Source organism: Aeromonas sp. DSM 116730, assembly GCF_046581335.1.
GTDB lineage: Bacteria > Pseudomonadota > Gammaproteobacteria > Enterobacterales > Aeromonadaceae > Aeromonas > Aeromonas rivipollensis.
Genome location: NZ_CP144265.1, coordinates 1,557,542 through 1,570,041 on the forward strand (window position 1 = coordinate 1,557,542; position 12,500 = coordinate 1,570,041).

Annotated in this window: 12 protein-coding genes; 9 read left to right on the forward strand and 3 right to left on the reverse strand. The window is 52.3% G+C overall.

The features are described 5' to 3' along the window. Window positions 1-159: 159 nt before the first annotated feature. On the reverse strand, window positions 160-1,017 hold the full coding sequence (locus Aeroheme_RS07240) for a MurR/RpiR family transcriptional regulator (protein WP_041204309.1): 858 nt from the start codon (window positions 1,015-1,017) through the stop codon (window positions 160-162). Between the two features lie 345 nt (window positions 1,018-1,362). On the opposite strand from Aeroheme_RS07240, the gene glk reads away from it, so the two are divergent. Then, the gene (glk, locus tag Aeroheme_RS07245; RefSeq protein WP_139744460.1) at window positions 1,363-2,331 is read left to right on the forward strand and encodes a glucokinase; all 969 of its coding nucleotides are present in this window, start codon (window positions 1,363-1,365) and stop codon (window positions 2,329-2,331) included. 387 nt (window positions 2,332-2,718) lie between these two features. On the opposite strand, the gene Aeroheme_RS07250 is transcribed toward glk, so the two are convergent. Together Aeroheme_RS07250 and Aeroheme_RS07255 are read right to left on the reverse strand one after the other, a co-directional pair. Then, on the reverse strand, window positions 2,719-4,101 hold the full coding sequence (locus Aeroheme_RS07250) for an ATP-binding protein (protein ID WP_043131382.1): 1,383 nt from the start codon (window positions 4,099-4,101) through the stop codon (window positions 2,719-2,721). Continuing rightward, window positions 4,101-4,775, reverse strand: coding sequence for a response regulator (locus Aeroheme_RS07255; RefSeq protein WP_042649691.1), 675 nt, complete (start codon window positions 4,773-4,775; stop codon window positions 4,101-4,103). Before Aeroheme_RS07255 ends, Aeroheme_RS07250 begins: the two co-directional genes overlap by 1 nt. A 955-nt stretch (window positions 4,776-5,730) precedes the next feature. Here Aeroheme_RS07255 and rfbB point away from each other — a divergent pair. The 8 genes from rfbB (at window position 5,731) to Aeroheme_RS07295 (ending at window position 12,479) form a co-directional block, all read left to right on the forward strand. Continuing rightward, window positions 5,731-6,816 (forward strand): dTDP-glucose 4,6-dehydratase, encoded by a 1,086-nt coding sequence (gene rfbB, locus Aeroheme_RS07260; protein WP_368168899.1) that lies wholly within the window; start codon window positions 5,731-5,733, stop codon window positions 6,814-6,816. After that, the gene (rfbD, locus tag Aeroheme_RS07265) at window positions 6,816-7,703 is read left to right on the forward strand and encodes a dTDP-4-dehydrorhamnose reductase (protein ID WP_368168898.1); all 888 of its coding nucleotides are present in this window, start codon (window positions 6,816-6,818) and stop codon (window positions 7,701-7,703) included. The genes rfbB and rfbD overlap by 1 nt, the downstream gene beginning before the upstream one ends. An 81-nt stretch (window positions 7,704-7,784) precedes the next feature. Then, entirely contained in the window at window positions 7,785-8,657 is an 873-nt protein-coding gene (gene rfbA, locus Aeroheme_RS07270; protein WP_411166996.1) for a glucose-1-phosphate thymidylyltransferase RfbA, read from the forward strand. Window positions 8,658-8,708: 51 nt separating this feature from the next. Then, a complete protein-coding gene (gene rfbC, locus Aeroheme_RS07275; RefSeq protein ID WP_411166997.1) occupies window positions 8,709-9,251 on the forward strand; it encodes a dTDP-4-dehydrorhamnose 3,5-epimerase in 543 nt (180 codons plus the stop codon). Between the two features lie 9 nt (window positions 9,252-9,260). Continuing rightward, a complete protein-coding gene (locus Aeroheme_RS07280; RefSeq protein WP_368168895.1) occupies window positions 9,261-9,665 on the forward strand; it encodes an FdtA/QdtA family cupin domain-containing protein in 405 nt (134 codons plus the stop codon). Further along, window positions 9,662-10,132 (forward strand): acyltransferase, encoded by a 471-nt coding sequence (locus tag Aeroheme_RS07285; protein WP_368168894.1) that lies wholly within the window; start codon window positions 9,662-9,664, stop codon window positions 10,130-10,132. Before Aeroheme_RS07280 ends, Aeroheme_RS07285 begins: the two co-directional genes overlap by 4 nt. After that, window positions 10,129-11,232 (forward strand): DegT/DnrJ/EryC1/StrS family aminotransferase, encoded by a 1,104-nt coding sequence (locus tag Aeroheme_RS07290; RefSeq protein ID WP_368168893.1) that lies wholly within the window; start codon window positions 10,129-10,131, stop codon window positions 11,230-11,232. Before Aeroheme_RS07285 ends, Aeroheme_RS07290 begins: the two co-directional genes overlap by 4 nt. Next, entirely contained in the window at window positions 11,229-12,479 is a 1,251-nt protein-coding gene (locus Aeroheme_RS07295; RefSeq protein WP_368168892.1) for an O-antigen translocase, read from the forward strand. The genes Aeroheme_RS07290 and Aeroheme_RS07295 overlap by 4 nt, the downstream gene beginning before the upstream one ends. Window positions 12,480-12,500 lie beyond the last annotated feature (21 nt).

A 12,500-nucleotide genomic window follows, 5' to 3' on the forward strand; every position in this document is an offset into this window, starting at 1 on the left:
AAGACTCCAATGTGAAGTTGATATGACTTGAAATACTGCCCCGTCAAGCATGTGGCATGGCGCCTGCTTGCAGGCCATCTGGGTGGCCTTGTGTTATTAAATTACGATACTACACCAAGCCCGGTGGCATAGACAGTCGGGGGCGGACCCCCGAATGATTCAGGAATTATGCGGGGTATCAAAGCGGGATTCGCGCAAACCTTCTTTGACTTTCTTCAGGTTTTCGCGAAATTTCATGCCACGGCGCAGGGTAAAGCCGGTTGCCAGCACGTCCACCAGGGCCAGCTGGGCGATGCGCGACGCCATCGGCATATAGACGTCGGTGTCTTCCGGCACGTCCATGGAGAGCACCAGGTTGCACTCCCGGGCCAGGGGGGAATCCTTGGCGGTCATGCCGATGACGGTGGCATCGTTTTCACGGGCCAGGGCCGCGATTTCCACCAGCGCCTTGGTGCGGCCGGTGTGGGAGATCAGCACCACCACATCCCCTTCGCTGCTGTTGATGCAGCTCATGCGCATCATGACGATGTCGTCGAAGCTCACCACGGGAATGTTGAAGCGGAAGAATTTGTTCTGGGCATCGCGGGCCACGGCGGAAGAGGCGCCCAGGCCGAAGAAGCTGATCTTCTTGGACTGGGTCAGGATATCGACGCAGCGGTTGATGGCGGAGATGTCCAGGCTGTTCTTGGCGGCATCGAGACAGGCCATGGTGGATTCGAAGATCTTGGCGGTATAGGTGTCGGGCCCGTCTTCCGCTTCCACGTGGCGGTTCACATAAGGGGTGCCGTTGGCCAGGCTCTGGGCCAGGTGCAGCTTGAAGTCGGGGAAGCCCTTGGTATCGAGACGACGGCAGAAGCGATTGACGGTCGGTTCGCTGACATCGGCCAGCTTGGCGAGGGTGGCAATGCTGGAGTGAATGGCGGTCTGGGGCGACGCCAGGATCACTTCAGCCACCTTACGCTCTGATTTACTGAAACTTTCCAAATTGTTCGTAATTTTATCGAGGGTATTCATCATTACCACCAGGCATTTTTGTAATTTAACTTCAGTGTCTGTGCACTAAATTCACAGCTCAAGCAGGTTTCCAATCTACTTGATGACTATACAAGACAAGCGCTTATCGGAACTAATCTCGTCCCCACAAAGTATGACTCATGTCTAATTATTTCGTGCTTTTGGTTACAAACTTCCATCCGACCCTTGAAAACGCTTACAAATGTTGCAAAGCAACAACACTGTGAGCGGGCGCACAGTTGCATTCATCCGACGCGCCGCAAGGGAAGGGGCTCGGGTAGTATTGCAACCAAATAACAATGTCGGGACGGTAAGGGCCGCCCCGAGTCGGTAACGAAGGAGTTTGTTATGCAGCATACCCATGCGCTGGTGGGCGACGTAGGCGGTACCAATGCCCGGCTGGCCCTCTGCGAGTTGGCGACCGGCGCCATTTCCCAGGCAAAGACCTATTCCGGGCTGGCCCACCCGAGCCTCGAGGCCGTGGTGCGCCTCTATCTGGAGGAGCATGGCGTCAAGGTGGGCGAGGCCTGCATCGCCATCGCCTGTCCCATCAACGGCGACTGGGTCGCCATGACCAACCACAGCTGGGAGTTCTCCATCCGCGAGATGCAGAGCAACCTGGGCCTGGATCGCCTGCAGGTGATCAACGATTTCACCGCCGTCTCCATGGCGGTGCCCGTGCTCGGTGAGAGTGACCGCATCCAGCTCGGCGGCGCCGCCCCGGTGGCCGGCAAGCCCATCGCCATCTATGGCGCAGGTACCGGCCTTGGGGTGGCGCACCTGGTGCAGGCGGGCGAGCAGTGGCTCAGTCTGCCGGGGGAGGGCGGTCACGTGGATTTCGCCGCCAACACGGAAGAGGAAGATGCTGTGCTGCAGGTGATGCGTGGCGAGCTGGGCCATGTGTCTGCCGAGCGTTTCCTGTCGGGCCCGGGGCTGGTCAACCTCTATCGCGGCCTGGTCAAATCCGACGGCCGCGAGCCCGAGCCCTTTGCCCCCAAAGATATCACAGAGCGGGCGCTGGCGGGTGACTGCCTCGATTGCCGCCGCACCCTGAGCCTGTTCTGCGTGCTCATGGGCCGCTTTGCCGGCAACCTGGCCCTCAATATGGGCACCTTCGGCGGCGTCTACATCGCCGGTGGCATAGTGCCCCGCTTCCAGGAGTTCTTCATCGGCTCCGGCTTTCGGGTCGCCTTCGAGGATAAGGGGCGTTTCAAGCCTTATCTGAAGGACATCCCGGTGTTCCTCATCACCCATGAGGGCCCAGGCCTGCTGGGGGCGGGCGCCTATCTGCGCCAGTCCCTCGGGATACGCCTCTGAGGCGGATAAAGAATGCACAAATGGTTCAGTCCCGATTCAGTGACCCTGGCGTAGAGTGACATCACGTACTCAAGAGGGCAGGGTTTCACAGGGAATTGGAAGCTGTCTTCATCCGCTGGGTGCGAATTGTCACCTGACAAGCCTGAACTGTTTCACCGGCCCTTGCGGCCGGTTTTTTTATGTCTGTCCACCTGATGTCGTGGCATTCCCCCTATGAGGGAACCATAGGCGACGCCGTATCCAGGAGGATGTGGCAGGGCCGGTGAACCCTCATAAAGTGGTCTGGGAATGATGGAAGGATCTAGAAGGTGCTGGATCCAGACAGGGCAGAGCCTGCATGGAGATAGAGGTAAGGAAGGGCCCATGGCATGGGCCCTTATCGCAGTATCAGGGGAGGGTGATATGGAACCTGGCGCCGCCGAGTGGTGACTCGTCCACCCGGATCTTGCCGCCATAGCTGTGCACGATTTCGGTCACCACCGCTAGTCCTATCCCCTGGCCGGGGGAGCTGTCTGCCCGCACGCCGCGCTGGAAGATCTGCTGCGATTTGCCGGGGTCTATGCCGGGGCCGTCGTCTTCCACCACGATGAGCAGGCCGCTGCCCTGGCGGTTGACCCGCACCTGGATCTCGCTGATGGCGAACTTGCAGGCGTTGTCGAGCAGGTTGCCCATCAACTCCATCAGGTCGCCCTGTTCACCGTGAAAGAAGACGTCGTCATCAAACTGGAAGCCGGTCTGCAGCTTCTTGTGGCGGTAGACCTTGGTGAGGCTGGCCAGCAGCTTCTCTATGAGGGGCACCGGCTCGGTACCCTTGCTGGCAAGGCGTTTTCGTCCGGTGACGGCCCGGCGCAGCTGGTACTGGATGATCTGATCCATGGTGGTGATCTGCTCACTGATGTTGTCATGGATATCGTGGCCGAGCTTGAGCTCCTGGGCGGTGATCTGGATGAGCGCCAGCCGGGTTTTCAGGCTGTGGGCCAGATCGTTCAGGGCGTGCTGATAACGCTGGGTCTGCTGGCGTTCATTCTCCAGCAGCTGGTTGACCGACTCGGTCAGTGGCGTCAGCTCCCGCTCGTAGTCGTTGGAGAGCGACTCTCGGGAGCCTGCGCGGATCTCGTCAATCTGCCGCGCCATGGTGCGCAGGGAGGAGAGACTCCAGAAACTGGTGAGCAGCAGCAGGGCCCCGAGCAGGCAATAAGAGAGCAGCGCCTGACGAATGCAGCGGTAGAGATACTCCCGGGTCTGGGCCTGGTAACGCTTGGCGGAATCGACCATGACCACGTAGTAGGTGGTGGGGCCGTCGCCATGGTTGCGCAGGAAGCGCAGGCTGTAGATGAAGTAGCTCTCACCATTCTTGATGGTGTGCAGCTTGAAGAAATAGTCCTGATCCAGGCCGCCAAGGTATTTCATCAGATCCCGGCAGATGGTCCCCTTCATGGTGATCACCTCAGGCATGTGTAGGCTGGACCAGCTCAGCTCACCGTCGGAGCGGCAGATCAGGGTGTCGAGATTGGGGTCGATGGCATCCGGGGTAATGTTGCCGAGATCCGTGATGGCATGGGGATCGGGCTGCTTGGAGGAGAAGAGCTTGGAGAGATTCTCCTGCATGCGGATGCTGGCCTTTTGCGCCTGCTCCTCGGCGTGGCCAAGATAGAGGATATAGACGGAAAAGGTCATGATGAGCGCGATGACCAGCATGGCGCTCAGCATCAGCTTGAGGTGCAGCGAGCGGCGGATCAGTTGCATGGGGTGCAGCATGAAACGGGGCATCAGCTGCAGGAGAGGTTGAAGATGTAACCCTGACGGCGGATGGTGGAGATGGGTGATATGACCCCTTCCGGATCCAGCTTCTTGCGCAGTCGGCTCACCATCACCTCTATGGTGTTCGGATCCCCTTCGCCATCGCCATAGAGTTGATCCAGCAGCTGTTGCTTGGAAACCACCTGGCGGGCGTTGCGCATCAGGTATTCCAGGATCAGATACTCGAAACTGGTGAGCACAGTGACTTCGCCAGCGACGGTGAGCTCCTTGCGGGAGAGATCCAGCTCGTAGTCACCCGCCTTCACCCTGGGGGAGATGAAACCGGCGCTGCGGCGAACCAGGGCATTGAGGCGGGCCAGCAGCTCGTCTTTCTGGAACGGCTTGACCAGATAGTCGTCGGCGCCGGCCTCCAGACCCTCCACCTTGTCTTGCCAGTTGCCCCGGGCCGTCAGGACTATGATGGGGAAGGGGATCTGCTGTTCGCGCAGCCGGCTGATGAGTTGCAGGCCGTCCATGTCCGGCAGACCCAGATCGATGATGCCCACATCGATGGGGTAGTCGGCCGCATAGTGCAGCGCCACCTGGGCACTGTCGGTGCTGTGGACTTGATTCTGGGCCTCGGTCAACAGCGTGGTGAGGTGATGATTGAGCAGCTTGTCGTCTTCGACCAGTAGGATTTTCATAAGATGCATGATGATAAGGGTCCAGGCTGTCAATTAGAGGGTGTCTAAGGGGGAGAGTCAACGAGGATCCTACATAACCCCCCTGTATCGGGACTGAATCGTGTCTGCCTTTATTATCATCGCTCCGCCTCACTCCGTGACCAGGCAGATCCATGACCCCTCAACCAAAGCTATCGGCAACCTTGGGCTCACCCAGCACTTCAGTACCAAGGGTTGCGACCGTTCCTATCGCACGGGCCGGGGCCGAGAAATCCTCATGCTTTAGGCGGTTTACAGCGTGGAGGCCATGCCTGGCAACACAATCTTGGTTCTGATGTCATGTCCACTCACATCGTTTGTAAGAATTTGAAAACAAGTGACTTTTCTCTTCTATAATAGTTACGGCTAGGTAAGTCTATGTCTCCCATTGTTGGGATTAGGATTCTTTGGTGGAGCGTTAACAATAGCTACAAAGATATCAATGAGTCCGTCGTGGATATGAAGCCTGTGATGTTTTGACTGTTCATTCACAGGCCAAACGAGATAGAATCTGGCCCAAAATCGGGTTAACTGCCCAAGATGTGGGCAATGCAGGCACCAGGAATACCTAGTGAGCAATGTGATGTGACGCCATTGTCAAACATCAAGTAAAACAAGAAGCTGGAGGATATGATGACCAACAGCGCGCACAATCAGGTTAAAAGCAGTATGTTGGGAGCTGTAACTCAAGGGCGGTAGCGTAACTTTTTGCCGGTCTTAATCTTGTTTTGAGCGATATTGGTTTCTCTTGTAGCAAGAGAAAGCAAACTTAGCCTGCTATATATTCCTTCACCAGATTATGACCAATTGCCACCATGACTGCGCGTTTTTTATACGTAAAGTAAAAATGAAGCGAAGTTACTCTCGTACTCCCGGTAGTAAAATACAAAATATTGTCTTTTCATTTCGTTATTATATTGAAATCAGGAACCTTTAAATGAAAATCCTTGTGACTGGTGGTGCCGGTTTTATTGGTTCTGCCGTGGTTCGCCATATCATCCAGCATACCCACGACTCAGTGGTCAACCTCGACAAGCTGACCTATGCGGGTAATCTGGAGTCCTTGGCAGAGGTTTCAGCCAACGCTCGTTATGCGTTCGAGCAGGTAGATATCTGCAACCGCGCCGAGCTGGATCGCGTCTTTGCCGCCCACCAACCCGATGCAGTGATGCATCTGGCGGCAGAGAGCCACGTCGATCGCTCCATCACCGGACCTGCCGATTTCATCGAAACCAATATCGTCGGCACCTATATGCTGCTGGAAGCCGCCCGTGCATATTGGAACGGCCTGGACGAGACACGCAAAGCGGCCTTCCGCTTCCACCATATCTCCACCGACGAGGTGTATGGCGACCTGCCCCATCCCGATGAAGTGGCTCCCGGTGAGGCGTTGCCGCTCTTTACCGAAACTACACCTTACGCCCCCAGTAGCCCCTACTCTGCGTCCAAGGCCTCCAGCGACCATCTGGTGCGCGCTTGGCGTCGTACCTACGGTTTGCCGACCGTGGTCACCAACTGCTCCAACAACTACGGCCCCTATCACTTCCCCGAGAAACTGATCCCGCTGGTGATCCTGAACGCACTGGATGGCAAGCCGCTGCCTGTCTATGGCAAGGGCGATCAAATCCGTGACTGGCTCTATGTGGAAGACCATGCCCGTGCACTCTATACCGTGGTCACCACTGGCGTGATGGGCGAGACCTACAACATCGGTGGGCACAACGAGAAGCAGAACCTGGAAGTGGTACACACCATCTGCGATCTGCTCGATGAGATGGTGCCGAAAGCCGGGTCCTATCGTGATCAAATCACCTATGTGACCGACCGCCCCGGTCACGATCGCCGTTATGCCATCGATGCCAGCAAGATGAGTGCCGAGCTGGATTGGCAGCCACAAGAGACCTTCGAATCCGGCATCCGCAAGACCGTACTGTGGTATCTGGAAAACCAGCAGTGGGTCGGCAACGTCAAGAGCGGGGCTTATCAATCCTGGATCAAGCAGAACTACGGAGAGCGTGCCTGATGCATATCCTGTTGTTCGGCAAGAATGGCCAAGTAGGCTGGGAGTTGCAGCGGGCATTGGCGCCCCTTGGGCTCGTCACCGCAGTCGACTTCGATTCCACCGACTATTGCGGCGATTTCAGCAACCCGGCTGGCGTGGCTGAAACGGTACGCCTGCTCAAGCCGAATGTGATTGTCAATGCAGCGGCCCACACCGCCGTCGACAAGGCGGAAAGCGAGCGAGAATTCGCCGAACTGCTCAACGCCACCAGCGTGGCTGCGATTGCCAAAGAAGCCGAAGCGCTGGGCGCCTGGCTAGTCCACTACTCTACCGATTACGTATTCGATGGCAGTGGCGATCGCCCCTGGGTCGAGAGCGATGAGACTGCACCGCTCAACGTCTATGGGGAAACCAAGCTGGCTGGGGAACAGGCGGCAGCGCTTTGCTCTCGCCATTTTATCTTCCGTACCAGCTGGGTGTATGCCGCCCGTGGCGCCAACTTCGCCAAGACTATGCTGCGCATTGGCAAGGAACGCAGCGAGATGTCAGTCATCAATGACCAGTTTGGTGCGCCGACCGGCGCGGAGTTACTGGCCGACTGCACGGCCCATGCGATCCGTACTGCGCAAAGTAGGCCTGAGGTGGCGGGTCTCTATCATCTGATCGCCTCTGGCACCACCACCTGGTTTGATTACGCCCAGCTAGTGTTTGCCAAAGCAAGGGAAGCAGGTGTTGAACTGGCGGTCACGCAACTAAATGCCGTACAAACTAACGCCTTCCCGACACCAGCCAAGCGCCCACATAACTCACGCCTGGATACCAGCAAATTCCAGCGCACCTTTGATCTGGTACTGCCAGATTGGACCGTTGGTGTGGAGCGTATGTTGACCGAGATCCTGGGCAAGTAAATCAGTGGCAAGGGCTAAACGTAAAGGTTAGCCATCAAACCACCCTTTTCTTTTGCAGTTTAAAAATAAGAAATAAGCATCATGACCAAACGTAAAGGCATTATTCTGGCCGGTGGTTCAGGCACCCGTCTCTATCCGGTAACCATGGCGGTGAGCAAGCAGCTGCTGCCTATCTACGACAAGCCGATGATCTATTACCCGCTGAGCACCCTGATGCTGGCGGGGATCCGCGATATCTTGATCATCAGCACCCCGCAAGATACCCCTCGCTTTGAACAACTGCTGGGTGATGGCAGCCAGTGGGGCTTGAATCTGCAATACAAAGTGCAACCGAGCCCGGATGGTCTGGCACAAGCCTTTATTTTGGGCGAAGAATTTATCGGCTCAGACCCTTGTGCACTGGTGTTGGGCGACAATATCTTCTACGGCCACGACCTGCAAAAGCAGCTGGAAGGTGCAGCGGCCAAAGAAAGTGGTGCTACCGTCTTCGCTTATCACGTTCATGACCCGGAGCGCTATGGCGTGGTGGAGTTTGATAGCAAGGGAACGGCTATTTCGCTGGAAGAAAAGCCGCTGGAGCCCAAGAGCAATTATGCGGTGACTGGCCTCTATTTCTACGACAACAGCGTGGTCGAGATCGCCAAGAGCTTGAAGCCATCCCCCCGCGGCGAGCTGGAGATCACCGACGTTAACCGTATCTACCTTGAGCAGGGCAACCTGTCGGTAGCCATGATGGGCCGTGGCTATGCCTGGCTGGATACCGGTACTCATGAAAGCCTGATTGAGGCGAGCAACTTCATTCAGACCATCGAAACTCGTCAGGGGTTGAAGGTGGCCTGTCCAGAAGAGATCGCGTATCGCCAGAAATTTATCGACGCAGACAAAGTAAGGGCATTAGCCGTACCGCTGGCCAAGAATGCATATGGCCAATATCTGCTGAAAATCATCAAGTAATAACAATTTACCATGGGGTTATCTGCCCAATTTTTAAATCAGGTATTAATGATGAATGTGATCCAAACCAATATCCCCGGCGTGTTGATTTTCGAACCAAAAGTATTTGGCGATGAGCGTGGTTTTTTCTTTGAGAGTTTTAACCACCAGCAATTTGAAGCGGCGATTGGCCATCAAGTGACGTTTGTGCAGGATAATCATTCCAAGTCATCCAAAGGTGTATTGCGCGGCTTACACTATCAACTTCCTCCTCACGCCCAAGGGAAACTGGTGCGCTGCATTGCGGGTGAGGTGTTCGATGTGGCGGTGGATATCAGAAAAACCTCCCCGACATTTGGTCAATGGGTTGGTGTACATCTTTCTGGTGAAAACAAGCGTCAATTATGGATCCCTGAAGGCTTTGCTCATGGTTTTTTGACTTTAAGTGAGACTGCAGAATTTTTATATAAAACTACTGGTTATTACAATACGAGTTGTGAACGTGCAATATCATTCAATGATGCTGAGATAAATATTGATTGGCCATTTAATAACGTATTGTTATCAGATAAAGATAAATTGGCAAAAAGTCTAAATGATGCAGATTTATTTTGAGGTATTGCAATGTTGATCAATCTTATAAATTTTAATGCTCTCGGTGATGATAGAGGGCATCTAGTCGCGATTGAAGAAAATCGACATGTCCCATTTGAGATAAAACGTGTTTACTATTTGTTTGATACTAAACTCGATGTGGCCCGTGGTTTTCATGCCCACAAAGCGGTCAAGCAAGTGGCAATATGTTTAACAGGTTCTTGCCGGTTTGTGATGGATGACGGTTCAAATAAACAAAGTGTCGTACTGGACTCGCCAGCTCAAGGGTTGTTAATAGATATTATGCAGTGGCATGAAATGTATGACTTCAGCCATGACTGTGTATTACTTGTACTGGCAAGTGATATCTACGATGAGTCTGATTACATCAGAAATTATGATGAATTCATTGCTGCTAGTAAGGTTGGTGCATGATGTTCATACATCAACTAAGCGATGTGAAATCTCTTGATATTGGTGCGGGCACCCGAGTTTGGCAATTTTCAGTGATACTTGAAGGTGCAAAGATAGGTAAGGACTGCAATATCTGTGCACACACTCTGATTGAAAATGATGTCATTATTGGGGATCGCGTTACAATAAAGTCAGGTGCTTATATCTGGGATGGCATCACGCTAGAAGATGATGTCTTCATTGGCCCTTGTGTCGCGTTCACAAACGATAAGCAGCCAAGATCCAAGTTGTACCCTGAGCAGTTTTCTAAAATTCTCATTAAGCACAATGCTTCGATTGGTGCAAATGCTACCTTATTACCTGGTATAACCATTGGTAAATACGCAATGGTAGGTGCCGGTGCAGTTGTCACCAAAGATGTACCAGATTATGCGGTTGTTGTTGGTAACCCCGCAAAGATAGTTCGCTATGTTGAGACAGATAAATGATTCCTTTTCTTGATTTAAAGTCAATTAATAACCAATGCCAGCAAGAGTTGAAAGATGCATGTGCCCGAGTGATTGATTCTGGCTGGTATATTATGGGTAATGAGTTGGCAGAATTTGAAACCGAGTTTGCGGCCTACTGTGGCACTAAACATGCTATTGGCGTGGCTAATGGCTTGGATGCTCTGATATTGGTGCTGCGGGCATGGAAAGAACTTGGCAAGTTGCAAGCTGGCGATGAGGTGATCGTACAGGCAAATACTTATATTGCATCCATTCTCGCAATTACTGAAAATGATCTGGTTCCGGTATTGGTTGAACCAAACCTGACCACTTATAATCTCGATCCTGAAGTTGTTCGTGCTGCCATTACGCCTAAAACAAAGGCAATATTGCCCGTGCATCTTTATGGGCTGCTATCCTCTATGCCTGAGTTAATGATGATTGCTTCAGAACATAACCTATTGGTGCTAGAAGATTGTGCTCAAGCACATGGTGCTGAAATGCAAGGTCGGCGTGCTGGGAATTGGGGGCATGCAGCAGGCTTCAGCTTCTATCCTGGTAAAAACCTGGGGGCATTGGGTGATGCTGGGGCAATCACAACGAATGATGATAAACTGGCCGAAACCCTAAAAGCACTGCGTAATTACGGCTCTCACAAAAAATATGAAAATTTGTACCAAGGTAGCAATAGTCGTCTGGATGAAATCCAAGCCGCTATGCTTCGGGTAAAAATGAACAATCTGGATGCTGAAACGAAGCGTCGACAGCAAATCTCTTTGCGTTATCGTTCAGGCATCAACAATCCGTTGGTTACTTTGCCACAAGTAGCAGTAGAAGAGTTGCATGTATGGCACCTGTTTGTGGTACGTTGCGAGTTGCGTGAGTCATTACAGCAATGGCTCACCGCCCAAGGAGTTCAGACGTTGATCCACTATCCTGTGGCTCCACACAAACAACCCGCTTATAGCGAGTATGCAGATAAATATTTGCCGTTGACGGAGCTAATCCATCAACAAGTTATCTCATTGCCATTATATCCAACTATGTCTGATGACGCGATTGAGAAAGTTATCACTGCAATAAATGATTTCAATGAATGAAGCGTTTACTTAAAGTCACAGCCATGACTGGACTACTGACTTTGCTGAGAATGGCGATGGGGTTTGTTATTGCCAAGGTGGTGGCCGTGTATACCGGCCCCACCGGAATGGCCATGCTCGGGCAAATACAAAGTATGGTAGCTAGTCTCAATGGGATTATTAATGCCCCAGTTGGCAACGGTATTGTACGATACACCGCAGAAAAGCAGGTCGAAGGTTTTTATGCCTGTTCCCCATGGTGGAAAGCCGCCCTTCAATGGGTATTGATCATCTCTGCTATAATCATTCCTGCTGGCTTGCTGTTGGCAGATCATATCGCTATTTGGTTATTCCAAGATAAAGAGCTGGCTTGGATTGTGATGGCAACGATCTGCGTATTACCCCTAGCAGCCATGGGCACTTTATGTAATTCAGTGATAAATGGTCTGCAACATTATCGTCGTTATGTGTGCCTTGGAATGCTATCTGTTTTGATATCTGGGGCGTTGATGCTAGCCATGATAGTAAAGGCGAATATTCAAGGTGCTTTACTTGCAGCCGCATTGCAGGGGGCTTTGGTCGGAGTGGTAATGCTTATTGCCAACCTTCGTCAACCCTGGCTGAGATTGCGTTATTGGTGGGGAGGAACTGATAAAGAGGCTAGGAAGGCGATTGGTGGTTATATGGTAATGGCCATCACCAGTGCTTTGACCGTACCAATATCACAGATTATAGTTCGTACTATTTTGATCGAGCAAGTCGGTTGGGATGCTGCCGGACAGTGGCAAGCGGTATGGAAGATATCAGAAGTCTATTTAGGCGTCATAACGATGGCGCTAGGGACATATTATTTACCTCGTTTGTCATCTTTGGTCGGTGTTGATGCTATAGTTAATGAAATCCATAAAACAGTAATGGTTATCATCCCAATCGTTGCCGCTATGGCATTAGGGGTTTATTTGTTGCGAGATGTTGCAATATTACTACTGTTCACTAAAGATTTCAGTGCGGCTAGAGATTTATTCCTAGTTCAGTTGTGTGGTGATGTAATTAAAGTTGTTAGCTGGCTATATGCATATCCAATGTTATCTCGTGGGGCTGTTCGCTGGTATGTGTCTACCGAAATTATATTCTCTGCTATATTAATTGGCTTGAGCTATTATTTTATTTTTATGTATGGTGTAGAAGGTGCTCCTATAGCATATGCGATTAACTATACACTGTATTTTTCTTTTGTGTTTTTAAATATAAAGAAGTTTTCTAAATAACTACAATGACAGTTTACATTG

Excerpts from the sequence above, each read along its gene's own strand:
- glk (WP_139744460.1), top strand. The coding sequence starts at position 1,363 with ATGCAGCATACCCATGCGCTGGTGGGCGACGTAGGCGGTACCAATGCC.
- Aeroheme_RS07255 (WP_042649691.1), bottom strand. The coding sequence starts at position 4,775 with ATGAAAATCCTACTGGTCGAAGACGACAAGCTGCTCAATCATCACCTC.
- rfbD (WP_368168898.1), top strand. The coding sequence starts at position 6,816 with ATGCATATCCTGTTGTTCGGCAAGAATGGCCAAGTAGGCTGGGAGTTG.
- rfbC (WP_411166997.1), top strand. The coding sequence starts at position 8,709 with ATGAATGTGATCCAAACCAATATCCCCGGCGTGTTGATTTTCGAACCA.
- Aeroheme_RS07240 (WP_041204309.1), bottom strand. The coding sequence starts at position 1,017 with ATGATGAATACCCTCGATAAAATTACGAACAATTTGGAAAGTTTCAGT.
- Aeroheme_RS07280 (WP_368168895.1), top strand. The coding sequence starts at position 9,261 with ATGTTGATCAATCTTATAAATTTTAATGCTCTCGGTGATGATAGAGGG.
- rfbB (WP_368168899.1), top strand. The coding sequence starts at position 5,731 with ATGAAAATCCTTGTGACTGGTGGTGCCGGTTTTATTGGTTCTGCCGTG.
- Aeroheme_RS07250 (WP_043131382.1), bottom strand. The coding sequence starts at position 4,101 with ATGCCCCGTTTCATGCTGCACCCCATGCAACTGATCCGCCGCTCGCTG.
- rfbA (WP_411166996.1), top strand. The coding sequence starts at position 7,785 with ATGACCAAACGTAAAGGCATTATTCTGGCCGGTGGTTCAGGCACCCGT.
- Aeroheme_RS07295 (WP_368168892.1), top strand. The coding sequence starts at position 11,229 with ATGAAGCGTTTACTTAAAGTCACAGCCATGACTGGACTACTGACTTTG.
- Aeroheme_RS07290 (WP_368168893.1), top strand. The coding sequence starts at position 10,129 with ATGATTCCTTTTCTTGATTTAAAGTCAATTAATAACCAATGCCAGCAA.
- Aeroheme_RS07285 (WP_368168894.1), top strand. The coding sequence starts at position 9,662 with ATGATGTTCATACATCAACTAAGCGATGTGAAATCTCTTGATATTGGT.